This window comes from Acinetobacter endophylla, from assembly GCF_053543775.1.
Map to the genome: position 1 here is coordinate 1 of NZ_JBLVOM010000234.1, position 25,705 is coordinate 25,705.

At 43.9% G+C, this 25,705-nt stretch carries 23 protein-coding genes; 14 read left to right on the forward strand and 9 right to left on the reverse strand.

The features are described from left to right. The coding region (locus ACNPNW_RS07750) for an IS30 family transposase (RefSeq protein WP_411691960.1) at positions 1 to 678 on the forward strand (678 nt) is incomplete at its 5' end. Between the two features lie 70 nt (positions 679 to 748). Here ACNPNW_RS07750 and typA read toward each other — a convergent pair. After that, positions 749 to 2,587, reverse strand: coding sequence for a translational GTPase TypA (typA, locus tag ACNPNW_RS07755; RefSeq protein ID WP_004281716.1), 1,839 nt, complete (start codon positions 2,585 to 2,587; stop codon positions 749 to 751). 174 nt (positions 2,588 to 2,761) lie between these two features. Between typA and ACNPNW_RS07760 the strand changes: the two genes are divergently transcribed. From ACNPNW_RS07760 to ACNPNW_RS07770, 3 genes are all read left to right on the forward strand, one after another. Continuing rightward, on the forward strand, positions 2,762 to 4,132 hold the full coding sequence (locus ACNPNW_RS07760; protein WP_004281715.1) for a uracil-xanthine permease family protein: 1,371 nt from the start codon (positions 2,762 to 2,764) through the stop codon (positions 4,130 to 4,132). Between the two features lie 66 nt (positions 4,133 to 4,198). After that, positions 4,199 to 5,233, forward strand: a complete 1,035-nt coding sequence (locus ACNPNW_RS07765) for a methyltransferase (protein WP_005106145.1) — start codon at positions 4,199 to 4,201, stop codon at positions 5,231 to 5,233. After that, positions 5,233 to 6,696 carry an amino acid permease gene (locus tag ACNPNW_RS07770; protein WP_121980021.1) on the forward strand — a complete coding sequence of 488 codons (1,464 nt, stop codon included), beginning with the start codon at positions 5,233 to 5,235 and terminating at the stop codon, positions 6,694 to 6,696. Before ACNPNW_RS07765 ends, ACNPNW_RS07770 begins: the two co-directional genes overlap by 1 nt. 52 nt (positions 6,697 to 6,748) lie before the next feature. On the opposite strand, the gene ACNPNW_RS07775 is transcribed toward ACNPNW_RS07770, so the two are convergent. After that, positions 6,749 to 7,282 (reverse strand): cysteine peptidase family C39 domain-containing protein, encoded by a 534-nt coding sequence (locus ACNPNW_RS07775; RefSeq protein ID WP_448766842.1) that lies wholly within the window; start codon positions 7,280 to 7,282, stop codon positions 6,749 to 6,751. Between the two features lie 104 nt (positions 7,283 to 7,386). Further along, positions 7,387 to 8,523, reverse strand: coding sequence for an outer membrane protein Omp38 (gene omp38 / locus ACNPNW_RS07780; protein ID WP_253113493.1), 1,137 nt, complete (start codon positions 8,521 to 8,523; stop codon positions 7,387 to 7,389). A gap of 375 nt (positions 8,524 to 8,898) precedes the next feature. On the opposite strand from omp38, the gene ACNPNW_RS07785 reads away from it, so the two are divergent. The 3 genes from ACNPNW_RS07785 to ACNPNW_RS07795 all read left to right on the forward strand — a co-directional run bounded on the left by ACNPNW_RS07785 (position 8,899) and on the right by ACNPNW_RS07795 (position 11,315). Then, a complete protein-coding gene (locus ACNPNW_RS07785) occupies positions 8,899 to 9,420 on the forward strand; it encodes a GspH/FimT family pseudopilin (protein ID WP_253113496.1) in 522 nt (173 codons plus the stop codon). A gap of 110 nt (positions 9,421 to 9,530) precedes the next feature. After that, positions 9,531 to 10,706, forward strand: coding sequence for a thiolase family protein (locus ACNPNW_RS07790; RefSeq protein ID WP_448766843.1), 1,176 nt, complete (start codon positions 9,531 to 9,533; stop codon positions 10,704 to 10,706). A 159-nt stretch (positions 10,707 to 10,865) separates the two neighbouring features. Next, positions 10,866 to 11,315: a VOC family protein gene (locus ACNPNW_RS07795; protein ID WP_448766844.1), complete on the forward strand. Its 450-nt coding sequence runs from the start codon at positions 10,866 to 10,868 to the stop codon at positions 11,313 to 11,315. A gap of 65 nt (positions 11,316 to 11,380) precedes the next feature. Here the strand turns inward: ACNPNW_RS07795 and ACNPNW_RS07800 are convergent, their stop codons facing one another. The 3 genes from ACNPNW_RS07800 to ACNPNW_RS07810 form a co-directional block, all read right to left on the reverse strand. Beyond that, on the reverse strand, positions 11,381 to 11,866 hold the full coding sequence (locus ACNPNW_RS07800) for a DUF934 domain-containing protein (RefSeq protein WP_448766845.1): 486 nt from the start codon (positions 11,864 to 11,866) through the stop codon (positions 11,381 to 11,383). After that, complete coding sequence (locus ACNPNW_RS07805) at positions 11,859 to 13,502, reverse strand: nitrite/sulfite reductase (protein WP_338839963.1); 1,644 nt, start codon at positions 13,500 to 13,502, stop codon at positions 11,859 to 11,861. Before ACNPNW_RS07805 ends, ACNPNW_RS07800 begins: the two co-directional genes overlap by 8 nt. Positions 13,503 to 13,756: 254 nt before the next feature. Then, entirely contained in the window at positions 13,757 to 14,878 is a 1,122-nt protein-coding gene (locus tag ACNPNW_RS07810; protein ID WP_448766846.1) for a CaiB/BaiF CoA transferase family protein, read from the reverse strand. A gap of 213 nt (positions 14,879 to 15,091) precedes the next feature. Between ACNPNW_RS07810 and ACNPNW_RS07815 the strand changes: the two genes are divergently transcribed. The 4 genes from ACNPNW_RS07815 (at position 15,092) to ACNPNW_RS07830 (ending at position 20,162) form a co-directional block, all read left to right on the forward strand. Next, a complete protein-coding gene (locus tag ACNPNW_RS07815; RefSeq protein ID WP_005106131.1) occupies positions 15,092 to 16,102 on the forward strand; it encodes an AraC family transcriptional regulator in 1,011 nt (336 codons plus the stop codon). A 198-nt stretch (positions 16,103 to 16,300) separates the two neighbouring features. Further along, positions 16,301 to 17,506 carry an acetyl-CoA C-acetyltransferase gene (locus ACNPNW_RS07820; protein ID WP_448766847.1) on the forward strand — a complete coding sequence of 402 codons (1,206 nt, stop codon included), beginning with the start codon at positions 16,301 to 16,303 and terminating at the stop codon, positions 17,504 to 17,506. 11 nt (positions 17,507 to 17,517) lie between these two features. Next, the gene (locus ACNPNW_RS07825; protein WP_448766848.1) at positions 17,518 to 19,653 is read left to right on the forward strand and encodes a 3-hydroxyacyl-CoA dehydrogenase NAD-binding domain-containing protein; all 2,136 of its coding nucleotides are present in this window, start codon (positions 17,518 to 17,520) and stop codon (positions 19,651 to 19,653) included. A gap of 161 nt (positions 19,654 to 19,814) precedes the next feature. Next, complete coding sequence (locus tag ACNPNW_RS07830) at positions 19,815 to 20,162, forward strand: hypothetical protein (RefSeq protein ID WP_448766849.1); 348 nt, start codon at positions 19,815 to 19,817, stop codon at positions 20,160 to 20,162. Positions 20,163 to 20,231: 69 nt separating this feature from the next. On the opposite strand, the gene ACNPNW_RS07835 is transcribed toward ACNPNW_RS07830, so the two are convergent. Continuing rightward, positions 20,232 to 20,663, reverse strand: a complete 432-nt coding sequence (locus ACNPNW_RS07835) for a GNAT family N-acetyltransferase (RefSeq protein WP_448766850.1) — start codon at positions 20,661 to 20,663, stop codon at positions 20,232 to 20,234. After that, positions 20,657 to 21,880 carry a class I SAM-dependent methyltransferase gene (locus ACNPNW_RS07840; RefSeq protein WP_448766851.1) on the reverse strand — a complete coding sequence of 408 codons (1,224 nt, stop codon included), beginning with the start codon at positions 21,878 to 21,880 and terminating at the stop codon, positions 20,657 to 20,659. The genes ACNPNW_RS07835 and ACNPNW_RS07840 overlap by 7 nt, the downstream gene beginning before the upstream one ends. Before the next feature lie 103 nt (positions 21,881 to 21,983). Between ACNPNW_RS07840 and trhA the strand changes: the two genes are divergently transcribed. The 3 genes from trhA to ACNPNW_RS07855 all read left to right on the forward strand — a co-directional run bounded on the left by trhA (position 21,984) and on the right by ACNPNW_RS07855 (position 24,612). Further along, entirely contained in the window at positions 21,984 to 22,628 is a 645-nt protein-coding gene (gene trhA, locus ACNPNW_RS07845) for a PAQR family membrane homeostasis protein TrhA (RefSeq protein ID WP_081406389.1), read from the forward strand. Positions 22,629 to 22,770: 142 nt separating this feature from the next. Next, complete coding sequence (locus ACNPNW_RS07850; protein WP_448766852.1) at positions 22,771 to 24,078, forward strand: MFS transporter; 1,308 nt, start codon at positions 22,771 to 22,773, stop codon at positions 24,076 to 24,078. Positions 24,079 to 24,210: 132 nt separating this feature from the next. Next, positions 24,211 to 24,612, forward strand: a complete 402-nt coding sequence (locus ACNPNW_RS07855) for a hypothetical protein (protein ID WP_005252762.1) — start codon at positions 24,211 to 24,213, stop codon at positions 24,610 to 24,612. Between the two features lie 24 nt (positions 24,613 to 24,636). On the opposite strand, the gene ACNPNW_RS07860 is transcribed toward ACNPNW_RS07855, so the two are convergent. Further along, entirely contained in the window at positions 24,637 to 25,647 is a 1,011-nt protein-coding gene (locus ACNPNW_RS07860) for a metallophosphoesterase (RefSeq protein ID WP_044111688.1), read from the reverse strand. Positions 25,648 to 25,705: the final 58 nt, after the last annotated feature.

Sequence of the window (25,705 nt, forward strand, 5' to 3'; positions counted from 1 at the left end):
GCTTTAACACAACGCGGTTGGCTGGATGTACCTTCACATGAGTGGATTTACCAGTACATTTATGAAGATAAATCAAAAGGCGGTAAACTCCACCTACATTTAAGGCATCAGAAGAAATATCGAAAACGAGGTTACAAAAACACGGATCGTAGGGGGCAAATCATTGATAAAACAAGTATTCATTGCCGAGACCAGGTCATTGATCAACGACAACGTTTAGGAGATTTCGAAGGTGACACTGTAATTGGTAAACATCATAAAGGTGCTTTATTAACTCTCGTTGATCGAAAGAGCCTGTACGTACATATTGTTCATTTAGGGCCAACGAGAGCATCCTCTCAAACGATTACTTGTGCATTAGATCGTTTACGGATGAGCCATGCTTATAGTGTTACTTTTGATAATGGTAAGGAATTTGCCGAACACAAAAGAATCACTGATGCCGGCATAGATACGTATTTTGCTGATCCTTACAAGTCTATTCAACGAGCAAGGAATGAAAATACGAATGGTTTAATCCGGCAATATCTGCCAAAATCATCATCGTTTGATGACGTGTCAAACGAACAAATAGAGCAGATAGAATTTGCACTCAACCATCGTCCTAGAAAAACACTAGGTTGGTATACGCCTAGTGAAGTTATGGCTGGTTTTTATACTGTTGCACTTGCCGCTTGAATCCGCCATATAAAAAAACCGTAATCTTCGAAAAGATTACGGTTTCTGAAAACCCGAAATAATCTAGCGATTATTTACCTGAACGGTTACGTTTACGTTCGTTTTCAGTCAAGAAACGCTTACGGATACGGATTGACTTAGGTGTTACTTCTACTAGTTCATCATCTTCAATAAACTCAAGCGCTTGCTCAAGTGTATATTCAATCGCAGGAACAAGAGTCAACGCATCGTCAGTACCAGAAGCACGTACGTTCGTTAACTGTTTTGCTTTAGTCGGGTTAACTGTCATGTCGTCTGAACGAGAGTTAATACCGATGATCATACCTTCATAAACTTCTAACTGTGGTTTCGCGAATAGACGACCACGGTCTTGAAGTGTGAACAGTGCATAGCCCAGGCAAGTACCTTGAACCATAGAAATCAGTACACCGTTTTGACGTTTCGCAACAGTACCTTGCTTCATTGGACCGTAATGCGAGAAGCTAGACGTCATGATCCCTGTACCAGAAGTCATGGTCAGGAATTCAGAACGGAAACCAATCAGACCGCGTGAAGGAACAGTTGCTTCAATACGGATACGGCCTTTACCGTCAACTTCCATATTGGTCATTTCGCCTTTACGGTGACCCATTTGTTCCATTACAGCACCTTGGTGCTGTTCTTCAACGTCAAAAGTAACGTTTTCGTATGGCTCTTGTTTTTCACCATCAATTTCTTTGATGATTACTTGTGGACGAGATACGCCCATTTCGAAGCCTTCACGACGCATGTTTTCAATAAGAACTGAAAGGTGAAGTTCACCACGACCAGATACTTTGAAACGGTCTGGGCTGTCAGTATCTTCAACACGTAATGCTACGTTGTGAATCAATTCGCGGTCTAGACGTTCACGGATATTACGTGAAGTTACGAACTTACCTTCTTTACCAGCAAACGGTGAGTTGTTTACCTGGAATGTCATCGATACTGTAGGTTCATCTACAGATAATGGAGGTAAAGCTTCAACATTTTTCGGATCACAGATGGTGTCAGAAATGTTGAGTGCATCGATACCTGTTACACAAACGATATCGCCTGCAGAAGCTTCTTCAACGTCAACGCGATCTAGACCATGATAACCCATGATTTTTAAGATACGGCCGTTACGTGTTTTGCCATCTTTATCGATTACAGTTACTTGTGTGTTTAATTTCACTGAACCACGCTGGATGCGACCAATACCGATAACGCCTACGAAGCTGTTATAGTCAAGTGAAGATACTTGCATTTGGAATGGACCGTCAACGTCAACCGCTGGTGGTTCAACGATGTCTACGATCGTTTGGAACAACGGAGTCATGTCTTCAGCAAGTTCTTCTGGAGAAGGACCAGCAACACCACGAAGGCCTGAAGCATAAACAACTGGGAAGTCTAACTGTTCGTCAGAAGCACCTAAGTTATCGAACAAATCAAATACTTGGTCAATTACCCAGTCTGGACGCGCGCTTGGCTTGTCGACTTTGTTAATAATCACGATTGGTTTTAAACCACGTGCGAACGCTTTTTGCGTTACGAAACGAGTTTGTGGCATCGGGCCTTCTTGTGAGTCTACAAGAAGAAGTACGCAGTCAACCATCGACATTACACGTTCAACTTCACCACCGAAGTCGGCGTGTCCCGGGGTGTCCACGATGTTAATGCGGTATTCAGTATTGGTACGTTCATCTAACCATTTGATTGCAGTATTTTTTGCAAGAATGGTAATACCACGTTCGCTTTCAATAGCGCCAGAATCCATGACACGCTCGATCTCACCCGCGCGATCACCGAGAGCACCTGATTGTTGCAAAAGTTTGTCTACAAGAGTGGTTTTACCATGATCGACGTGCGCAATAATGGCGATGTTACGGAGAGTTTTAATATCTGACATGTAAATTCAATGCGTATGTAATTTGAGGGCAAATTATACAGAAAAATACAAAACTTTTATAGTCACTGTAACCACACTCCTCAACTTTTTTTGCCCAGTTGGGGCTTTTTTGATTTTGTAAAGACGTGTAACTCGATTAGAATAGCGCCACCCAGCCTTAATTTGCATTGACACATGTCTGATTTTAATCAATCTCCTCCTTCTAAAGATCAACTCGACCTGGTATACGGTCTCGAAGATCGACCAAAACCACTGATTGCTTTTTTAGCTGCATTCCAGCACTTACTGGCGATTATTGTCCCGATTGTGACCCCTGGCCTGCTGATTTGTTTGGCGCTCGGTGTTTCCAAAGAAGACACCAACATGATTTTGTCCATGTCCTTGGTGATCTCGGGCATCGCAACTTTTTTACAGTCTAAAAAAGTGGGGCCATTTGGTGCCGGTCTGCTGATTGTCCAAGGAACCAGCTTTAACTTCATCGGTCCAATTATTGGTATTGGTTCAGCCATGGTGGCTGCAGGTACACCTGTAGAAGCAGTCATGGCTTCTATTTTTGGTGTGGTGATTGCAGGTGCATTCATTGAAATGGGCGTGTCACAAATTCTGCCTTGGATCAAAAAACTGATTACCCCTTTGGTGACCGGGATTGTTGTGCTGCTGATTGGTTTGACCTTAATTAAAGAAGGTTTAATCAGCATGGGTGGTGGTTATCAGGCCATGAGCGATAAAACTTTTGCCAATGCTGACAACCTGATCATGTCTTGTACCGTCTTGGCGTTGATTATTATTCTGAACCGTATCCGGATTACCTGGGTAAAAAGTTCTGCCATTTTGATCGCCCTAATCTGTGGTTATGTTCTGGCGGGCTTTATGGGGCATCTGGATTTCTCTGGTCTAAAAGATGCACCGTTGGTACAGATTCCAACCCCAATGCATTTCGGTTTAAGCTTCTCCTGGAGCCTGTTTATTCCGATGGCATTCATCTATCTGGTGACCTCTTTAGAAGCGATTGGTGATATCACTGCGACTTCAAAGCTTTCCAACCAGCCAGTTGATGGTCCAAAATGGATGCAGCGCATTAAAGGCGGTGTACTGGTCAATGGCGCGAATTCATTCCTTGCCGGTATTTTTAACACCTTCCCAAGTTCGGTATTTGCACAAAATAACGGTGTGATTCAGTTGACGGGCGTAGCGAGTCGTTATGTCGGCATCTGGATTGCTGCTTTGCTGGTTATTCTTGGTTTGCTGCCTGCAGTTGCTGGTATTATTCAGGCCGTTCCGCAAGCGGTACTGGGTGGCGCAGTCATGGTCATGTTTGGCGCAGTTGCAGCATCTGGTATTAACATTCTGTCTGGTGTTCATCTGGACCGTCGCGCCTTGCTGATTATTGCGATTTCACTGGCACTGGGTTTAGGTGTTGCACAAGTTCCACAAATTCTTGAACATCTTCCTGAGTTATTCCGTAATATCTTTAGCTCAGGCGTTGCTACTGGTGGTATCGCTGCCCTTATTCTGAATGTAGTACTTCCTGAAACAAAGAAGTAATTTCATGTCCAAAGAACACTGTCTAGGTCAGACTTAGGCAGTGTTCTTTATATTGGAGAGATACCTATGGATCCTAAAAGCGAAGTTTTATTAAGACAATATGATTTTTTGTCGGGTCGCATCTTACTGATTAATGCACCAACAGATGATCTGCTCGCTGAATTCGATGCCTCTATCAATCCCGCTGTCTGGACATGGAATTTTAACGATTTTCAATATTTCCAGTCACAACAAGCAGATGTGCATTTTGGTGCAGAGATGCCTGAAGCTGAGTTTGATCAGGCGGTTATTTTTGTACCCAAGTCTAAAGAACTGTTAAATTATTTACTGCACACTGTAGCAGCGCAGCTTAAACCGGGTAGCAGTGTTTTTCTGGTCGGTGAAAAGAAAGGCGGGATAGAACGCGCAGCCAAACAGTTGCAGCCTTTTGGTAAAACACTCAAACTCGACAGCGCACGTCATTGCCAGCTTTGGCAATTGGTTCTAGATCATACGGTCGAGAAAAAAGCACTTGCAGACTGGGCACAGCGTTATACCGTATCGACACCAAATGGCGACCTGAATATTTGTGCACTTCCAGGCGTTTTTAGTCAAAACCGTTTGGATGTAGGAACTGCCACACTATTACCTTATTTGTCACAAGTCACTTCAGGTAAAATCGCTGACTTTGGTTGTGGTGCAGGGGTGATTAGTGCGTATTTGGCAAAATTGAATCCGAAAAACCGGATTTTTGCCATGGATGTTGATGCCTTTGCACTGGCTTCTACACAAATGACATTTGAAGAAAACCAGCTTACTCCTGAACAGATTGAAATCAAAGCGGTTACAGGCATTGAGGATGCACCCTTGTTCCTGCATGCCATTGTGAGTAATCCGCCTTTTCATATGGGAATCGAGACCGATTACACAGCCAGCGAAACCTTGTGTAAAACCTCGCGTCGTCATTTAAAATCGGGCGGCGAGCTTTGGATTGTGGCCAACCGTTTCTTGAACTACCCGACCCTGATTGAACAAAACTTTGGTCGCTGCACAGTAAAAGCGGATCAACAAGGCTTTAAAGTGCTCTTCGCCAGCACTCAAAAAAATGTTAAGGAATCATGATGAGCGAAACGCAAAACACGATGCAGCTGCAGCGTAAGCTGGGTGCTCGTCATCTGAATATGATCGCAATTGGCGGATCAATTGGTACAGGTCTATTCCTGGCCTCAGGGGCGACCATTGCCAATGCTGGACCAGGCGGTGCACTACTTGCATATGTACTGATTGGGATCATGATTTATTTCCTGATGACCAGCTTGGGTGAACTTGCCACGCACAATCCGACCTCAGGTGCATTTTTCACTTACGGCACCAAATATGTCGAAGGTGGTTTTGGTTTCGCTTTAGGTTGGAACTACTGGTACAACTGGGCTATTACCGTGGCTTTTGAGCTGGTTGCTGTTCAGTTCATTATGAAATTCTGGTTTCCAGATATTCCGGGCGTGTACTGGAGCGCCATTTTCCTTGCTATTATTTTCGGGATTAATGCACTGACGGTAAAAGGCTTTGGCGAATCTGAGTTTTTCTTTTCTCTGGTGAAAGTTCTCGCAATCATTGCCTTTATCATCATCGGAATCTGGATGATCGTGAAGATCATGCTCACCCCGGGTGCAGAAGCATTTGCCAACTGGAGCATTGGTGATGCACCCTTTGTCGGTGGTTTCCAGGCATTAATTGGCGTGGCCATGATTGCCGGATTCTCTTTCCAGGGTACCGAAATGGTCGGTGTCGCGGCAGGTGAATCGAAAGATCCAAAGAAAACCATTCCGGTCGCCATCAAACAGATTTTCTGGCGTATCCTGTTGTTTTATATCGTATGTATTTTCATTATTGGCACCTTAATTGCCTATAATGACCCACGTTTATTACAGGCAGCTGCAACAGATAATATTGCGCTTTCGCCATTTACCTTATTGTATGAAAAAGCCGGTTTTGCCTTTGCCGCCAGTATCATGAATGCGGTGATCTTGACGGCTATTCTATCTGCAGGCAACTCGGGCATGTATTCATCTACCCGTATGCTGTTTGATATGGCACGTAAAGGCAGTGCACCTAAAATGTTTGCGCGTCTGGACCCGCGTGGTGTGCCGATGAATGCACTCTATGCCACTACGGCGATCGCAGCTCTATGCTTCTTGACTACTTTCTTTGGTGAACAGGAAGTCTTTAACTGGCTGCTGAATATGTCGGGGATGTGTGGCTTTATTGTCTGGCTCGGGATTGCCATTTCACATTACCGTTTCCGTAAAGGGTATCTGGCACAAGGATATAAACTGGAAGATCTGGCTTATCGCGCTAAATTCTTTCCTTTTGCTCCTTGGTTTGCATTTATCCTGTGTGCGATTGTTGTTCTCGGACAAAACTATCAGGATGTTTTGGCCGGTCAATGGATGGGTGTGTTATCGACCTATATCAGTATTCCGCTGTTCCTGGCCATTTGGTTTGGATACAAATGGAAGAAAAAAACCAAACTAGTCTCTTATCAAGAGATGGATGTACAGCCCATGAAACTTGATCAGGAATAAAAAATTATTCATTAAAAAATCAGCTTACGGGCTGATTTTTTTATTTCTTGAATTAACCATGACGCATCACAAAATTTCGATCATCAATCACAATCGCTTGCTGGCAAATTCCGTCTGCCTGTCGCTGCTGCTCAAATACCTCTTTAGGCATGGACTCAAAACTATCAAAGAAGCTGATTTCATATTTGTCGATTTCATATATCAGGGAATGATTCCCCACTCCCTCTAGGGTGTCATAGAACACAATCACAAAACGTCCAGCTTCTACATTTTCCTGAATTTCTGCATAAGACAATGGCTGTTCTATAACAGGAATATTTAAGCGATGTGCTTGTTGATAGAAATCGACTTCAATTGGCTGTTTATCTGCATCATGTTCAGTATAAAAATCGACATCCAGACCCAGTGTTTTTAAAGCAACCGCAAGTGCGATGCTGGAGCTTCCCATTTCAGGGTCATGTTGACAGAGCTGAGTTAAATCAGGAATATTCAAATCAATTCCATAATGATGAAAAATCATCCATATTGCAAAAATTCCACCATTGGCTTCCAGATTGTGCAAGTCTTCAGGAATTTCGACACTCATATTTTTACTCAACGACATCTTAACGGGCTAAGTGTAGTCAAAATACAGGTATAAAAAAAGCGACTCCAAAGAGCCGCCTTTTTTAATCAGTATTCAATAACGAATTATTGAGCTGGTTGTTCTACAACTGGCTGTTCAGCTAAAACAGTACGGCTACCAGTAATCGTCGCGAATACACGACGGTTCATAGCACGACCTTCTTTAGTGTTGTTGTCAGCAATCGGTTGATCCCAAGCGAAACCTTGAGTAGACAAACGAGATGCGTCAACGTTGTATTCGTTCACAAGTGAAGATTTAACAGAGTTAGCACGCGCTAGAGATAAACGTTCGTTTAATGCACGTGGACCAGTGTTATCAGTGTGACCTTCGATGCGAGCAGTAGCGTTTGGATATTCAACTAGCTTCTCAGCAACTTTCGCGATTTCTGGTTTGTATTGATCTTTGATGTTTGATTTGTTGGTATCAAAGAACACACGAAGTTCCATGTTCAGGTCTTCAGTCAACTCTTGTGGAGCTGGAGCAACTGGCGTTACTGGCTCAACTGGAGCAACTTCTACCACTGGAGCAGCTGGTTTCAAACGGCCACCTAGAACTACGTTAAGACCAGCAAGTGCTGTATAGTTCCAGAACTGTTCGTCGAAGTGATAAGTACCACGAGCTTCTGTACGGAGCGCCAATGCATCGTTAATGTGCCAGAATGCACCGATACCTGCATTACCTAGAGTACCTTCTTCAGTGTTACCACGGTCAATCGCATTTGCTGCATTTACAGAGTTCTCACGACCTACGCCATCAAATTTGTATTTGTAGTGACCGGCACCTGCTAATAGATAAGGCTTCACTTTGCTGTCATAGTTGCCAGTGATTAAATCAGAAGTAACATAGAAGTTACCATTGATTTGAGTTGATTTGTACTCAGCACCAGGTAGAACTTGTGTATCAGGACGTTGTTCACGATTACGCGAACCATTCATTTGGCTAACATCGCCTTTCACTTGGTTATATTCAGCTTCGAAACCTAACCATGGAGTTAGTTCAACACCAATCGCAGCGCCAACGAACAAGTCGTCTTTCATTTCGCCTTGACCAAGTTTTGAAGATAATAACTGTGATTGACCGTTGTTGTGTTTAGTGTCCTGCCAAGTATAACCAAGCATTAACGGAGTAACAGTTACGCCTGCATTGGCAGCAGCAAAAGGTGCAGCTACAAGCATAGCTAAAGCAATACGACTCATTTTCATGGATTTATCCTCCAGATATAACAATTGTTGTTCAAGCTCAAGCCCGTAATTAGGCCATCCTGAGATAGGCTTTTTATTACCCCAGTATTATTCTTAAGCTATTCACATGGCATCATACAAACACTTTCTTCTTTTTCCAAGTGCTTGATAAATCTAATCAAGTAAATTATTGACAAAATTACTTACAATTTCCGTTGTAATTCGGTAAATTTTTACTCAATTTTTTATTCTGAATGACCTATTGTGATTGCCAATTATTTTTAACAGCTTTCTTGAAACTTAAGTAAGCACTGATTTACACGCTCAATAAAGCATAAAAAACGTATAATTAATAACATCTTTATTATAAAAATAATATATAAATCAGGTAACTCTATGTATAAAAAAATAACAAGAGCGTTCACTATTGTTGAGTTAATTATCTGTATTGCAATGATCGCAATTCTCGTCAGTATCGCCCTACCGTACTTCCATGAGTATCGATCGAAACAGGAAGCCAAAAGTATTCCGATCAAATTATCTCAAATTAATCGCTATGCACGCAGCCAGGCTGCAGTGTTTCACCAAAATATTGTGATCTGTCCCAGCCAAGATTCTCTGAGTTGCCAAGCCAATCAATGGAATAAGAACATGCTGGTTTTCATTGATAACAATAAAAACAGGCAAGTGGATGCAGGCGAACAAATTTTACATATTGATGCACTGAACCTCAAATACGGTAACCTAAGTTGGCGAGGAACTTTGAGTTTACCGAGTGTCACTTATCAAGCGCACACTGCCCTGCCGATTGGTTCAAATGGCAGTTTCTATTATTGTTCTACCCATCTTTCTAGCCAACAGCGTATTGTACTCAGCAAAATGGGCCATATCAGGATTGAAAGTCTCTCATCTTGCTAACAGAACTATCCAGTTTATGCTTCGCTGCGATTAAGGCTTCAATCCTGAGTTTTTTTCAATATACTGCTTAAGTTTGAAAAATTGATTAAAACTCATACGGAGAGAGAACAATGACTGACATCGTAATTGTCAATGGTGCACGTACAGCCATGGGTGGCTTTCAGGGTAGTCTTGCAAGTGTAACTGCTCCAGAACTCGGTGCGGTCACCATTAAAGAGGCAATTTCCCGTGCTGGTCTGCAACCAGCGGATATTGAAGAAGTCATTATGGGTTGTGTCCTTCCGGCAGGCTTAAAGCAAGGCCCTGCACGTCAAGCGATGCGTCAAGCTGGTCTTCCAGATTCTACTGGTGCTGTGACCATTAATAAATTATGTGGTTCAGGCATGAAAGCCGTCATGCAAGCGGCTGACATGATTAAAGCAGGTTCTGCTGATATCGTGGTTGCCGGCGGTATGGAATCCATGACCAATGCGCCTTATGTATTGCCAAAAGCACGTGGCGGTTTCCGTATGGGTCACGGTGAAATCAAAGACCATATGTTCCTGGATGGCTTGGAAGATGCTGAAACAGGTCGCTTGATGGGTTCATTTGCCCAAGATATGGCAAATACCAAAGGTTATAGCCGTGAGCAAATGGATGATTTTGCGATTCGCTCATTAAAACGTGCGCAAACTGCGGTCAATGAAGGCTACTTTGCTGATGAAATCGTGCCTGTAGTAGTTAAAACCCGTAAAGGTGATGTGGTCGTTGATAAAGACGAACAGCCGTTCAATGCCAACATCGATAAAATTCCAACATTGCGTCCTGCTTTCGCTAAAGACGGTACGATTACGGCGGCCAATGCCAGCTCGATTTCAGATGGCGCATCAGCTTTAGTAATTACCTCGGCTGACAATGCAGCAGCAAAAGGTTTAAATCCTTTAGCCAAAATTGTTGCTTATGCTTCAAATTCGCAACATCCATCTGAATTTACCATTGCTCCAGTCGGTGCCATTCAGAAAGTTTTAAATAAAACCGGTTGGGATGCACAAGATGTCGATCTTTGGGAAATCAATGAAGCCTTTGCCATGGTGACCATGTGCCCAATGGATGAGTTCAAGCTAGACCCTGAAAAAGTCAACATCAATGGTGGTGCATGTGCACTCGGCCATCCTGTGGGCTCTACCGGTTCACGTATTATCCTGACTTTGATTCATGCACTGAAACGTACCGGTGGAAAAAAAGGGGTTGCAGCACTGTGTATTGGTGGCGGTGAAGCGACTGCTGTGGCGATTGAATTACTTTAACCTCTTCCCTCACCCCATCCCTCTCCCATATAAGGAGAGGGAGTTAAAAACCCTCCTCATCTGGAGGATTTTTTTCGCTTACATTTTGATAAGGCTTGCTCACGCAAAGTACCGCAAAGTGGCGTAGATTAAAGCAAGTAAATAAAAGGGAGTTCTCCCATGCAACTGAATCATTACCTCAATTTCCAAGGTCAGGCTGAAGCAGCCTTTAATTTTTATAAATCAGTTTTTGGAGGCGAATTTTCAAGTCTGAGTCGTTATGGTGAAATGCCAGCTGAAGAAGGGATCATGCTGTCAGAAGCGGATAAAAATAAAATCCTGCATATCTCACTTCCCATTAACGAATTTACAGAACTGATGGCATCCGATACGAATGATCAATTTTGCACGCAAACCAATACCGTGTTCATACAAGGTAATAACCATTATATTTCCATTAACTTAGACGCCAGCGAACAAACTGAAGCACAACGACTTTTTAATGCTTTATCGGTGAATGGTCAAATTGAGATGCCGCTAGAAAAAACCTTTTGGGGCGCACTTTATGCTGCCTTTAGCGATCAGTTTGGAATTCACTGGATGATCAACTGTCAACTTGAAAAAAACTAAAGGTTTTTATCAAGACATAAAAAAGCCGGAATCAATCCGGCTTTTCGACAGCAGCATAATTTAAATTATGCACCTGTTTGATAATGTGCCTGTGCAACCGCAGTCGATGCCTGATACGGATTTTTGAAATCATTCAAACCGGCAGCTGCTTCCTGAATATCTTTACCTTCTTTAATCACAAAAGTGTCGAAACCAGAACGCTTCATGTAATTCAGCACATCTTTAAACACATCACCGGTGGCACGTAGTTCACCTTGGAAACCCTGACGGCGAAGAATTGCTGCAAATGAATAACCACGACCATCATTAAAACCGGCAAACTCGATAAAGATTGCGTCTAGCTGATCTAATGGAAATTCATGGTTTTCAGGAGAAGCATCGACGGTTAAGTACAATGCTTTTTTACCTGATATATTGGCAATCTGGTCTAACTGATCCACAGTCAGAACCACATCACCCTGTGGTAAAACATCATCTTCACCCATCAATTGATAGGTATTGTCTGCAATCGTGCCATCTTTAGAGAGCACTTGAAGTGCGGTATTAAGCATATGCACGCTCCTTGAATGGTTGAATGCCGACACGGCGATAAGTATCGATAAACTCTTCACCATCCTGACGTAGATCAAGATAAGTATTCAGAATTTCTTCTACGATATCAGGCACGACTTCGGCTGCAAATGATGGGCCAAGAATGTCACCAATCGACGCATCATGATCCGCATTTCCACCAAGCGTAATCTGGTAGAACTCAGCGCCTTTTTTGTCTACACCTAAAATACCGATGTTACCAACGTGGTGGTGACCACAGGCATTCATACAGCCTGAAATATTCAGATCCAGTTTACCTAGGTTATAAATCGTATCCAGATCATCAAAACGGCGTGAAATTGCTTCAGAAATCGGAATCGATTTCGCATTCGCCAATGAACAGAAATCACCGCCCGGGCAGCAAATAATGTCGGTCAAGAAACCGATATGCGCACGTGCCAGGTTATTTTGGTCAAGAGTTTGCCATACAGCGAACAAATCTTTTTGCGGTACATCCACCAGTGAGATGTTTTGTTCATGCGTGGTACGCAGCTCACCGAAAGTGTACTGATCTGCAAGATCTGCAATCAGGTTCATTTCTTCTGTGCTGACATCACCCGGTGCAATCCCGGCACGTTTCAGTGAAATCGTCACGATACGATAACCTTTCACTTTATGTGCATTGGTATTGATGTTGAACCACTGTTTGAATTTTGGATATTGTGCAAACAGTTCAGTGAAATCTTCATCTGCATAATCTTGGTAATCGAATGGCGTGAAGTTCTCATCCATTTTCGCCAAGGTGTCTGCATCGATTTTCAGTGTTTTAATCGTATGCTCAAATTCAGCTTCAACTTTCTCGGCAAATACTGCTGGTGTTAAAGCTTTTACCAGAATCTTGATACGCGCTTTATATTTGTTGTCGCGACGACCATGCAAGTTATATACACGAAGTACTGCTTCCAAATAAGCAATCAGGTCTTCACGTGGCAAGAATTCACGAATAAAGCTACCAATCACCGGCGTACGGCCGAGACCACCACCGACTTTGATTTTATAGCCCATTTCGCCTGCTTCATTACGCACGATATACACACCGATATCGTGGAATGCAGTTGCTGCACGATCGGTTTCTTCAAGCGCAGAAACCGCAATTTTGAACTTACGTGGCAAGAAGGCAAATTCCGGGTGGAACGTTGACCACTGACGAATCAACTCACAGGTCGGACGTGGGTCAGCCACTTCACCGGCAACCACACCTGCATACTGATCCGTCGTGGTATTACGGATACAGTTACCTGAGGTCTGAATCGCATGCATCTGAACGGATGCCAGTTCTTGCAACATGTCTGGTACGTTTTCAAGTGCAGGCCAGTTAAACTGAATATTTTGACGTGTTGATACGTGCGCATAGCCACGGTCATAGTCTTTGGCTAATTCTGCAATTTTACGCAATTGTTTTGAATTCATCAGACCATAAGGCACCGCGATACGCAACATCGGCGCATAACGTTGTACATAAAGGCCGTTTTGCAGACGAAGCGGACGGTATTCATCTTCCGTCAATTTACCCGCTAAATAACGTTCCGTTTGGTCACGGAACTGTGCAACACGTTCATTGATCAGTTGCTGATCGAAATCAGTATATAAATACATGGCGTACAGCTAGTAGTTTCTATTATATCGTCGGCAAGGATAACGAGATTAAAACTATCAATAAAATGCTTTTTATACATATTTCATAGCGGTTTTATTGATAAGCCTGCCAAAGTTTCACGGATCTCAGTATTTACAGCATTGGATTAAATTTAAAGTGATAATGATTAAATTCTTCAATCATTATTACTTATTTTCATATAGAAAGATTTCCCTCTACTCTCGTTATTTACTCTATTAACACTTTAAAAATGCTACCAATTTTGACTCTCTCCCAATTGCTGCCCTACAAATTCATAACGTATCGTGGAACGTGAAAATTTAATCGGACAAGCCAGTTGTGCTTCGGTCTGCTGACTGTTGGATTTGAGTGGCACCTGTACTACCCATCCCCGCTGCTGGGCCATATCAGAATGCAATGCTTCTTCAAGTTTCAGCACCGGTTCGACACAGACATCCAGCGCAGCAAACAGCGTTTGCCATGCAGCCAATGGCTTGGTCTTGATTGTATTCTGAATCGCCTGCTTCACCGCAGCATGATCTTCAGCGGCATAAGAAGCGCCTTTTTCCAGAAGAATCGGCAGCTCTAAAGCCTGAGCCAATCCCTGCATAAATTGTGGTTCCAGACTGCCAATCGACAGATAACGCTCATCCTGAGTTTCATAATAGTCGTAAAAAGTCCCGCCATTCAGATACCCTGATTCAGGTCTCTGATGCTGATTGCCAGCCAGACTGGCAGAAGCCGCCAGATTATTCATCGTCACCACGCAATCGGTCATGGAAATATCAATATACTGGCCTTTGCCACTTTGCTGGCGTTCAATCACCGCAGCCAGAATCGCAATCACGGCATGCATGGAACCACCCGCAACATCAGCAACCTGAATTCCCAAGGCGGGTGGGCCATTTTCAATCCGGCCACTGTGTCCGGCAATTCCAGATAAAGCCAGATAATTAATGTCATGCCCTGCCTTATCTTTATATGTGCCAGTTTGGCCATAACCGGTAATGGAACAGTAAATCAATTTTGGATTAATTTCGCTTAAGGTTTGATAGTCTAGCCCAAGACGCTGCATCACCCCTGGACGGAATTGCTCAATCACGATGTCATAATCTGCAATCTTGGATTTAACCAGTTCAATATTCGCAGGATCTTTCAAATCTAAAGCAACCGATTGCTTGTTTCGATTCAAATAACTTTGTGAAGTGGCCTGTCCATTGGCAAAGGGTGGCATTAATCGCAACAGGTCCGGTCGGGTGGGTGATTCAATATGCACAACTTCTGCACCTAAATCAGCAAGATATAATGTGGCAAACGGGCCGGGTAAAAGTGTAGAAAAATCGAGGATTTTCAATCCTTTTAATGCATATGACATTGGAGTATTTGCTCTACTTATATTGCTTTTTTCAACATCTTATGCACATAAATGCATAAAAACAATGTCATGTTCAGCCATTTACCTTGATAGTTTCGGCAATCTAATATGTAAGAAAATGGCAAAGGTATTCTTGTAAATTGCCATTGCTTTATTATTTTTCGTCATTTAGGTCAATTATTAGTGAACATTAAAGAGACTGAAGGATTAAACATGAGTCGTGATACAATCAGTATCCACTTCGTCAATGCTGCCTTATCTGGCGTTAAGCGTCTGGGCATGGATGTCGATACTTTATTGTCTCACGTCGGGATTGAAGCAGAACTGCTGCATCAGCCCAAAGCGCGTATTTCGCCTGAACAATATACCCGCTTTATTAAAATGCTGTGGATGGTGACCCAGGACGAGCATGTCGGCTTTGACAAACAGCAACGCCGGTTGGGTACTTTTGCGATCATGTGCCAGCTCATCATTCATGCCAAAACCCTCGGTGATGCACTAGAACTTTCTTCCCAGTTCTACAAACTCTTTGGTGATGAATGGTCGGTGACCCTGGAGCGTGACAAACACGAAGCTCGTCTTGTTCCACTCATTCCAAATGCAATGGATCCGGATCATTTTATTACTGAAAGCATGTTGATGATCTGGCATGGCTTGGCGTCTTGGCTCATTGAACGTCGCCTGCCACTGGAACGCGTGCATTTTAGCTATCCACGTCCAGCCCATGCCGATGAATATGATGCCCTGTTCTTTGCGCCGGTGATGCAGTTCGACATGCCACGTACCGAAATTACTTTTGCTGCGGACTATCTGGACCTGCCAATTCGTCAGAATGAAGAAACCTTAGAAGAGTTTTTGAAAGCTGCGCCGGCACAATTGCTAGTGAAATTCAAAAACACCAACTCGCTGACTTCACGGATTCGTGATGTGCTGAAGAGCCAGATTGGGGAAGAAATGCCGACATTAAACGATGTCGCGTCGATGTTATATCTATCACCACAAACCTTGCGCCGCCGTCTGGCAGCCGAAGGCAAAAGCTATCAAGGCGTAAAAGATGCCTTACGCCGTGATGCTGCAATTCACTTATTACTTAATCCGGATCTAACCCTTGAAGATGTTGCACAACAAGTCGGTTTCAGTGAAACTAGTACTTTCCACCGCGCCTTCAAGAAATGGACCGGTGTAACCCCGGGTCTGTATCGTCAATTGCATGGCTATCATTAATCAAATGATGTTGCGAAATAACATTTAAAAATTAAAATCAGTTCTCTCCGCCTAAGCATTAGCTTAGGCTTTTTTATAATTACAATTGGCTAAATCGCTCAATTGATCTGACCCGTTCTCGTCATTGCACTTCAAAAATTAAGGATTACACTCGAATCATTAGAATAATTTTCATTAAATCAATAAAAGGAACATGCTATGAGCGAGGCATATATTATTGACGCCATTCGTACGCCACGCGGAAAAGGCAAAAAAGATGGATCTTTACATCAAGTAAAACCCATTTCATTACTGACTAGTTTACTCAACGAACTTCAGGCTCGTCATCAATTTGATACCTCAAAAGTGGATGATATCGTGCTCGGTTGCGTCACCCCGATTGGTGATCAGGGTGCCGACATTGCCAAAACGGCTGCCATCGCTGCCGGCTGGGACAATAATGTAGCAGGCGTGCAAATCAACCGTTTTTGTGCTTCCGGTCTGGAAGCTATCAATCTGGCCGCACAAAAAGTCCGTTCTGGCTGGGAAGATCTGGTTGTGGCAGGTGGAGTCGAATCCATGTCCCGCGTGCCGATGGGTTCCGACGGTGGACCCTGGGCACTGGACCCTGAGACCAATATGGCCTGTGACTTTATTCCACAAGGTATTGGTGCAGATTTGATTGCCACGATTGACGGTTATACGCGTTCTGATGTAGATCAATTTGCCGAACAATCACAACAGAAAGCAGCTGCCGCTCAAGCCAATGGTTATTTCAATGCATCCGTGATCCCGGTAAAAGACAAAGCTGGTGTGGTGATTCTGGACAAAGACGAATTTATCAAACCGACAACGACCGCAGCCGGCCTGGGCAAACTCAATCCAAGTTTTGCCACTATGGGGCAAATGGGCTTTGATGCAATTGCCCTGCAAAAATATCCTGAAGTCGGTGCTGTCAACCATGTGCATCATGCCGGGAATTCTTCAGGCATTGTCGATGGCGCGGCTGTGGTTTTGATCGCATCGGAACAAGCGGTAAAAGAACAAGGTCTGAAGCCACGTGCCAAAGTACTGGCCACTGCGCTGGTCGGTGCGGATCCAACGATTATGCTGACCGGTCCTGCCCCGGCTGCTCGTAAGGCCTTGGCGAAAGCCGGTTTAACAATTGATGATATTGACCTGTTTGAAGTCAATGAAGCCTTTGCTGCCGTGGTGATGCGCTTTATCAATGAAATGAAGGTTGATCCTGCCAAGGTGAATGTCAACGGCGGTGCAATTGCCATGGGACATCCACTCGGTGCGACTGGTGCGATGATTTTAGGGACGTTATTGGACGAGTTAGAACGCCAAGGCAAAAAGCGGGGTCTGGCTACACTTTGCGTAGGTGGCGGTATGGGCATCGCAACCATTATTGAACTGGTATAAGGAGAAAAATAATGAGCGCAATTCAATATCAAAAAAATGAAGATAATATTGTTATTTTAACGTTTGATTCTCCAAACCAGTCTGCCAATACCATGAATGCCGACTTTCGCACGGCACTAGATGAAGTCGTTGTCCAGTTACAAGCAGATGAAGATATTGCCGGGATTATTTTCCGTTCAGCGAAAAAAACTTTTTTTGCTGGCGGTGATCTGGATGAACTGATTCAAGCCACTCCTGAACATGCAACTGAATTCTTCAATATGATTGAAGCGATGAAAGCCAAACTACGCTATATCGAAACTCGCGGTATTCCTGTCGTTGCTGCATTGAATGGTACGGCGCTTGGCGGTGGCTGGGAAATTGCCCTGTGTGCCCATCATCGTATTGCCCTGAATGACCCTAAAAGCAAATTTGGCCTACCTGAAGTCACACTGGGTTTATTACCAGGTGGCGGTGGTATCGTCCGTAGCGTCCGCCTGCTCGGTCTGCAAAATGCCCTTCCTTTATTGATGGAAGGCAAACAGTTTGGAGTCGACAAAGCCAGATCTTTAGGGCTGATTCACGATCTCGCAGACAGTGCAGATGGACTCTTAGAAAAAGCCATTGCCTGGATCAAAGCCAATCCAAAGTCACAACAACCTTTCGATGTAAAAGGCTATAAAATTCCGGGTGGTAGCCCTTCGACACCAGCAGTTGCCCAGATGCTGGCAATTGCTCCGGCGATGCTGCGCGATAAGACCAAAGGCTGCTACCCTGCACCTGAAGCAATCATGTCAGCTGCGGTAGAAGGTGCACAGGTCGATGTCGATACAGCCCTGACCATTGAATCACGTTACTTTACTTATCTTACCATCGGTCAAATTTCTAAAAATATGATTGGCACCTTCTGGCATGGTCTGAATGCAATCAAGTCCGGCGCCAGTCGCCCTCAAGGTATTGCAGCGTGGAAAGCCACTAAAGTCGGCATTTTGGGCGCAGGCATGATGGGTGCTGGGATCGCCTACGCTACTGCCAGCAAGGGCATACCAGTCGTTCTAAAAGATATTTCATTAGAAGCGGCTGAAAAAGGCAAAGCCTACAGCCAGAAACTGCTGGATAAAAAAGTCGCTCAAGGGCGTTTAACAGCCGAGAAACGAGATCAGTTTTTAAGCCTGATTCAAACGACTGGATCTAATGCAGATCTAGCAGGTTGCGACCTGATCATTGAAGCAGTTTTTGAAAATCCCGCGCTCAAGGCTCAAGTCACGCAAGAGGCAGAGCAATATCTTGCCAGCAACGGCGTGATGGCATCTAATACCTCGACCCTGCCGATTACAGATTTAGCCCAGGCTTCAAAAAATGATCAGAACTTCATCGGCCTGCATTTCTTCAGTCCGGTCGATAAAATGCAGCTGGTGGAAATTATCAAAGGTAAAAACACCTCGGCAGAAACGCTGGCCAAAGCTTTCGATTTCGTGCAGCAAATTGGCAAATTACCGATTGTGGTGAATGACAGCCGGGGATTCTTTACCAGCCGCGTGTTTGGTAGCTTTGTGCAGGAAGGCTTGCGTCTGCTGGCAGAAGGTGTGCATCCAGCGCGAATTGAAATGGCTGCACTCAAAGCCGGTATGCCAGTGGGCCCGTTGGCGATTCAGGATGAAGTGTCCTTAACATTATCTGAACATGTAGCCAATGAAAGATACAAAGCTTTAGAAGCACAAGGTCAGACCATCATTAAATCACCCGCTGATGACGTGATTCACAGCATGATTCACGAATTTAACCGTAAAGGTAAGGCTACAGGCGCAGGTTTTTATGATTATCCGGCCGATGCCAAAAAGCAGCTCTGGACTGGCCTCAGCCACTGGAAAAAAGACAACGATATTTCTGAACAGGAAATGATTGACCGCTTCCTGTTTGTACAGGCATTAGATACCGTGCGCTGTCTGGAAGAAGGTGTCCTGGAATCTGTGGTCGATGCCAATGTCGGTTCTATTTTTGGTATTGGCTTTGCCGCCTGGACGGGCGGTGCTGTGCAATTCCTGAATCAGTATGGTTTAGCCAAAGCCGTGACCCGTGCCAAAGTACTTGAAAATAAATATGGTGAACGTTTTAAAGCTCCACAGCTTCTCAACGATCGTGCAGCACACGCTCAGCCGATTCAATAATTTGAGCACTTAAATAAAAAGAGGAACGTGTTTCCTCTTTTTTATCTTCCAGCTTTGCTTCAAACAATGAACAGAGTCATGTGATGACAGATTTTGATCTGCTTTTTGATCAATTTATGTTATAAAGTTACATAAGTTTGGTATCCACGTGGGTAAGACCTATGACTGATCACAGTTCACCTGAAAAATCTCCTTGGGGTTGGAAAGCACTTATCATCTTCTGTATTTTAGGTGGATTATTCATGCTTATTTTTTGGCTCGCGATAAGTAATGAACCGGATTACATGCCAAGCCAGCAAAATAAACAAACGACCCAGCAACACGCTTTTAAAAATGCACCAACGATGTCTCCAGAAGCGCTTGCCAAAGCTCAGGCGGATCGTGAAGCACGTGAAGCTGCCAATGTGGCTCCTACAGATACGACAGCCGCTGAGCATCATATGTCAGCTGAAGAACATGCCAATATGGATAATGCCGAGCACAGCTCAAATGCAGCACATGGCCACTGATCCAGATTCAGTCTATGCATAAAAAAGCGAGGTCAATGCCTCGCTTTTTTATATTTGAATGGCTGAAAATTAAAGCTTTAAATACATATCAATATGTGGAATGCCACAATCCAGATATTCCTCGCCTTGAACTTCGAATCCCAGCGCTTGATAGAAGCCAATGGCATGCACTTGCGAAGACAGCTTGACCAACTCGCGCTGCTCTGCACGCGAATGGTCAATCACGGCCTGCATCAAGCGCTGACCAACACCTAAACCACGTGCTGTGTTTAGGACTGCAACCCGACCGATACTGTTATTTGACAATAACCGTGCTGTGGCAATCGCCTGATCCTGCTGAAAAACAATAAAATGTACAGCAACCGCATCTTCAGCATCCCACTCATCTTCAGCTGCGATATTCTGTTCTTGGATAAACACGGCTTCACGAATCGCTTTGGCATGCTCAGCCAAATCCTTCCAGCTCCCGGATACTATTTTCAGCTCTGGATTTTTTAGCATTTAGATCCAATTCCCTGTTGGTCCCACTGATCATTGAGCAACAATTCCAGTGAATGTTTCTGGATTCCATACATCTCTTTCAAGGCCTTAATTTGTGCCAGAACCGCCTGATCAGGTTGTTGATAGTCTTTACGCTTTGTCGCCAGAATCATTTTATTTTTACTGGTATGTTCCAGCGCCACAAATTCAAAAACTTTGGTTTCATAACCATAAGCTTTGAGCAGTAAAGCACGTATGGTATCAGTCAGCATTTCGGCCTGCTGCCCCGCATGAATACCGAATTGCAACATCGGACTCAGGGCTTTCGGTGCTTGTAACTGTGGACGTAACTCCTTATGACAACATGGCGCACACATGATCATCTGTGCATTCAGGCGAATCCCACTATGAATCGCAAAATCTGTTGCTACATCACAGGCATGCAAGGCAATCATTACATCCAGACGTTCCGGCGCATAAGTACGCACATCCCCCTGGAAAAAGTCCAGCTGATCAAAACCGGATTGCTGCGCGACATTCTGGCAGAACTCAACCATTTTCGGATTAAGCTCTACTCCAGTGACATACGGCGTTTGACCATGTTTTTGCATATAGTCATATAAAGCACAGGTTAGATAGCCCTTACCCGAACCAAAATCCACCACGCGCAGGCCTTCGGCCTGTGGCTTAATCTGTGCCAATGCACCTGAGAAAATTTCCACAAACTTATTAATCTGCTTCCATTTGCGCGCCATGCTCGGAATGATTTGCGCTTTTTGATCGGTAATACCGAGATGCTGGAGAAAGATACTGTCCTGATCGACAAAACGTTGTTTAATCCGGTCATGACCTTGTTCAGCAGGCTTCACCTGATTCATCGCTGCTTTATGTTTACTGCGTGTCAACATGGCTTTTTTCTTGTTTTTTTTCAGCTGTAATTCTTCATCTACTGTCATCAGATTGGCTTGCTTGCAACATGCTAACAATGTAGTCACCTGCGATAACGCTTCTTCCAAAGGATAGTTTTTAGTGACATCCTGCGTCTTGTAGCGATACAGGCAGCTCAATACCCGTTGTTCATTTAATGTAATGACTCGCCAGGTCATTTTCTCTAAATCCTGCAGCTCACCCTTATACTGGCTTAAGATCAGACGATCAAACTGATTCCTTTCAACAGTTTGCTGAAATGTATCCAGGAATTGCTGTTCCTGGTCCGAGAGAGTTGCCAATGTTGACATAGATAAAACCTGAAATGAATTGCATATCAAGTTTAAATCTTCTTAACCTAAAAGCAAAATTGAATTACTATACAAGTGTATATTTGAAGAAAGAATGACAATGATGCAGAATGCTCCACTGGTTCCAGATTATGATCAGAATGAGGAACGGATTAACTATGTCAGTCATGGTATAGGTGCCGGACTCTCCGTTGTTGCCGGTATTCTTTTAATTATTAAAGGTTCTTATCTAAGTACCGGACAATGGATTGGGCTTTGGGTCTATGCGCTCAGCATGATTTTGCTGTTTTCTGCTTCCATGCTTTACCATATGGCCACCACAGCAGACCGTCGTTATTTTTACAAAAAAGTCGATCATACCGCGATTTATTATTTGATTGCCGGAACCTATACCCCGTTTCTGTCAATCGCCATTCCCACCCCTAAAGCCCATTATTTATTGATTGCGCTGTGGGTGATTGCCATCCTTGGTACACTTTTCAAGTTCGTTTTCATTCATCGTTTCCAGAAACTTTCTTTGGCTGCTTATCTGGCCATGGGCTGGCTGGCACTGCTGGTCATGGATGATATGCAGCAATATCTAAGTGCTCAATCTTTAACCTTTCTCATCATTGGCGGATTGGCTTATACCGTGGGTGCATTGTTTTACGCTTTAAAAAGAGTAAGATATACCCACGCTATCTGGCACATATTTGTATTGATAGGCGCAGGATCACATTTTCTGGCTATCTATCTTTACGTGATTTAATCATCTCCTTTTTCATTTCAGTGACCCTGAGCGAGTTTAAGCGAGAAGATTGCAGTTGTTTTTTTAAAAAATTACGCCTTTTTTAAAAAGATTACGCTTTTAAAACTAAGTTTTTTTATTTTTAGTAAGTGTAAGGTTTTCCATGGCGTCGTCTAATTCTGCTGCTCAGCCAGCACAAAATTCAAAATTTCGCGTTTTAACAGCGAGCTTGGTAGGCACCACAATCGAGTTCTTCGATTTTTATATTTATGCCACCGCTGCTGTCATTATTTTTCCGTATCTGTTCTTCCCTACCAGTACAGATCCGATGACCGCAACCATTCAGTCTCTTGCGACTTTTGCCATTGCATTTATTGCCCGTCCGATTGGTGCAGCATTATTTGGTCATTTAGGTGACCGGATCGGACGAAAAGCCACCTTGGTTGCAGCTTTGCTGACTATGGGGATTTCAACCGTTGCGATTGGTCTATTGCCAACTTATGCGCAAATCGGACTTGCTGCGCCACTGTTACTTGCACTGTGCCGTTTAGGTCAGGGCTTGGGTCTGGGTGGTGAATGGTCAGGTGCGGTACTTCTTGCAACTGAAAATGCCCCGGAAGGCAAACGTGCCTGGTATGGCATGTTCCCGCAACTGGGTGCTCCGATCGGCTTTATTCTGGCAACAGGTTCTTTCCTGACGCTTGGCGCTTTCATGTCTGAAGCTGACTTTATGGCTTGGGGCTGGCGTATTCCGTTTATCTCAAGTGCCTTGTTGGTAATTGTCGGTTTATGGATCCGTTTAAAACTGCATGAAACGCCTGCTTTCCAGAAAGTGCTGGATAAACAAAAAGAAGTAAATGTTCCTTTTGTTCAAGTGTTCAAAAAGCACTCTCGTATGCTAGTTCTGGGTACGATTGCTGCAATCTGTACATTTGTTGTGTTCTACCTTACTACGGTATTTGCATTGCAATGGGGAACCAAACAACTCGGTTATTCCCGTGAAGAATTCCTGCAATTGCAGTTAGTTGCAACCCTGTGTTTTGCTGCATTCATCCCGCTTTCAGCAGTATTGGCAGAGAAATTTGGCCGTAAGACTACTTCCATTGCGGTATGTGTCATTTCTGCGATCTTCGGTATCTTCTTTGCAGATATGCTTGAATCTGGCAGCACCTTGGTGGTGTTCCTGTTCTTGTGTATTGGTCTGGCGATTATGGGCTTAACTTATGGGCCAATCGGTACTGTATTGTCTGAAATCTTCCCGACTTCAGTACGTTACACGGGTTCTGCATTGACCTTTAACTTGGCAGGCATTTTCGGCGCATCATTTGCACCGTTAATCGCAACCAAGCTGGCAACAGCCTATGGTTTATCTGCAGTCGGTTATTATCTGACCGCAGCATCTATCCTGTCACTTGTCGCGTTTTTGCTGATTCGTGAAACCAAGAATGATGATGTAAATAATCAGATCTAAGATTTTAGATTGATTCAAAAGCCAGCACTTGATGCTGGCTTTTTTTATGATTTCACAACAAAACTCGGCTACTTATCTCGTTAAATTTGCTCAACAATCAAATGAACTCAATTCAAAAAATGAGGCAAGGCCATGCAGGATCTTATTGAATACCTCTCGCAGGAGCAGTTGGTCAATATCATTATTTTGCTGGAAGATGATAAAAAATTAGAAGCTGTTCGCTATATCACCGAGAATACACCCTTGGATGAAGCTCAGGCGCTGCAAGTGATTGATGAAATTGTGCAGGAACATGATGTGGTCATGAAGCATGAGAGTACAGGTCCACGCTTTAGTGATGATGCCGGTGATATTGACCTGGTGACACCGCCACTGGAAATCCCCACCCATCCTAGCTTGAGTACACCGACAGAAGCTGAAATCACTGCGCAACAATTACGTGAAAATGTGCCAACCCGCAAAATTGAAAAGAAAATCTGGATGATGGCGGCTATCGCGGTGGTGTTGCTGATTCTGGTCTGGATCATCAGTTAACGCGGTACAGAATGCCGGCTGAATTTAGATCAGTTCAATAATATCAATGGTAGGTGGCACCCGAAAACGGAAAGGTACACCGACCAAGCCGGTACCGACAGTAACGAACACATCTGCATGTTCATGGCGGTACATGCCCTTTTTATGTCCCAAAATTGAAACCTTTTTCATGACGTAATTAGTTAGCCAAGGCAGCTCTACCTGTCCGCCATGAGTATGCCCGGACAGCATCAGAGGGCGCGTCGGCAGTTTGGGAATCATATCGACCGTATCCGGGTTATGCGAAAGAATGACCCAAGGCTTGTCCTGAGGCAAGTCTGGCAAACTGCGCATATCGGCTTTTCCAGCCCAGAGATCACCCACGCCCAAAAGGCGAAACTCATCAAATTCGACAATTTGACCTTCAATATCCATAACCTGATTAACTTGCAATGCATAGTGCAACAGTTCGCGAATCGGCGGTCCGGGATATTGCTCATCGTGATTACCATTGACCGAATAGACCGGAGCGTGAATCTCTTTTAAAACTGCCAGTTCCTGTGCCAGTTTATTTTCTGGCTCGTAAGTCCAGTCGCCAGCAACCACCACCAAATCAGGTTGAATATGATTTAATTTGTGTACAATTTGTCGCAACTGACGCTCATGACCCGAAAAAAGACCGATATGTAAGTCTGCGATCAGGGCGATTTTCACCGGCTGCTTTAAACGTTTATCTGCATTGATCTGATATTGTGTCGTTTTCACTTGAATTAAATGCGGCTCGATAAAGCGTGCATAAGTCAAAACCCCACTGAGTAAAAATACAAAAATGGCTTCATGCAGTGAATAATAACCCGTCCATCCAGCATAAATACTGAAGAAAAACAAAGGGATTAATAAATAGGCAAGATAAAACGCCAGCAAATGACCAAAAGCTTTAAAGGGATGAATGGTTTCGGTACGTGATTGGCTCGACCATGCCTGAGCCACAGCCCAGATGGCTAAAATCGCCATTCCTAGATAAAAATAAAACAGTACGGAATTCGAATCCCACATAAATTGGCCTTATTCAGTCGAGCAGCAGATTACTGGCTTTATATTTATCTTTTCATAG

Excerpts from the sequence above, each read along its gene's own strand:
- typA (WP_004281716.1), bottom strand. The coding sequence starts at position 2,587 with ATGTCAGATATTAAAACTCTCCGTAACATCGCCATTATTGCGCACGTC.
- ACNPNW_RS07760 (WP_004281715.1), top strand. The coding sequence starts at position 2,762 with ATGTCTGATTTTAATCAATCTCCTCCTTCTAAAGATCAACTCGACCTG.
- ACNPNW_RS07765 (WP_005106145.1), top strand. The coding sequence starts at position 4,199 with ATGGATCCTAAAAGCGAAGTTTTATTAAGACAATATGATTTTTTGTCG.
- ACNPNW_RS07770 (WP_121980021.1), top strand. The coding sequence starts at position 5,233 with ATGAGCGAAACGCAAAACACGATGCAGCTGCAGCGTAAGCTGGGTGCT.
- ACNPNW_RS07775 (WP_448766842.1), bottom strand. The coding sequence starts at position 7,282 with ATGAGTGTCGAAATTCCTGAAGACTTGCACAATCTGGAAGCCAATGGT.
- omp38 (WP_253113493.1), bottom strand. The coding sequence starts at position 8,523 with ATGAAAATGAGTCGTATTGCTTTAGCTATGCTTGTAGCTGCACCTTTT.
- ACNPNW_RS07785 (WP_253113496.1), top strand. The coding sequence starts at position 8,899 with ATGTATAAAAAAATAACAAGAGCGTTCACTATTGTTGAGTTAATTATC.
- ACNPNW_RS07790 (WP_448766843.1), top strand. The coding sequence starts at position 9,531 with ATGACTGACATCGTAATTGTCAATGGTGCACGTACAGCCATGGGTGGC.
- ACNPNW_RS07795 (WP_448766844.1), top strand. The coding sequence starts at position 10,866 with ATGCAACTGAATCATTACCTCAATTTCCAAGGTCAGGCTGAAGCAGCC.
- ACNPNW_RS07800 (WP_448766845.1), bottom strand. The coding sequence starts at position 11,866 with ATGCTTAATACCGCACTTCAAGTGCTCTCTAAAGATGGCACGATTGCA.
- ACNPNW_RS07805 (WP_338839963.1), bottom strand. The coding sequence starts at position 13,502 with ATGTATTTATATACTGATTTCGATCAGCAACTGATCAATGAACGTGTT.
- ACNPNW_RS07810 (WP_448766846.1), bottom strand. The coding sequence starts at position 14,878 with ATGTCATATGCATTAAAAGGATTGAAAATCCTCGATTTTTCTACACTT.
- ACNPNW_RS07815 (WP_005106131.1), top strand. The coding sequence starts at position 15,092 with ATGAGTCGTGATACAATCAGTATCCACTTCGTCAATGCTGCCTTATCT.
- ACNPNW_RS07820 (WP_448766847.1), top strand. The coding sequence starts at position 16,301 with ATGAGCGAGGCATATATTATTGACGCCATTCGTACGCCACGCGGAAAA.
- ACNPNW_RS07825 (WP_448766848.1), top strand. The coding sequence starts at position 17,518 with ATGAGCGCAATTCAATATCAAAAAAATGAAGATAATATTGTTATTTTA.
- ACNPNW_RS07830 (WP_448766849.1), top strand. The coding sequence starts at position 19,815 with ATGACTGATCACAGTTCACCTGAAAAATCTCCTTGGGGTTGGAAAGCA.
- ACNPNW_RS07835 (WP_448766850.1), bottom strand. The coding sequence starts at position 20,663 with ATGCTAAAAAATCCAGAGCTGAAAATAGTATCCGGGAGCTGGAAGGAT.
- ACNPNW_RS07840 (WP_448766851.1), bottom strand. The coding sequence starts at position 21,880 with ATGTCAACATTGGCAACTCTCTCGGACCAGGAACAGCAATTCCTGGAT.
- trhA (WP_081406389.1), top strand. The coding sequence starts at position 21,984 with ATGCAGAATGCTCCACTGGTTCCAGATTATGATCAGAATGAGGAACGG.
- ACNPNW_RS07850 (WP_448766852.1), top strand. The coding sequence starts at position 22,771 with ATGGCGTCGTCTAATTCTGCTGCTCAGCCAGCACAAAATTCAAAATTT.
- ACNPNW_RS07855 (WP_005252762.1), top strand. The coding sequence starts at position 24,211 with ATGCAGGATCTTATTGAATACCTCTCGCAGGAGCAGTTGGTCAATATC.
- ACNPNW_RS07860 (WP_044111688.1), bottom strand. The coding sequence starts at position 25,647 with ATGTGGGATTCGAATTCCGTACTGTTTTATTTTTATCTAGGAATGGCG.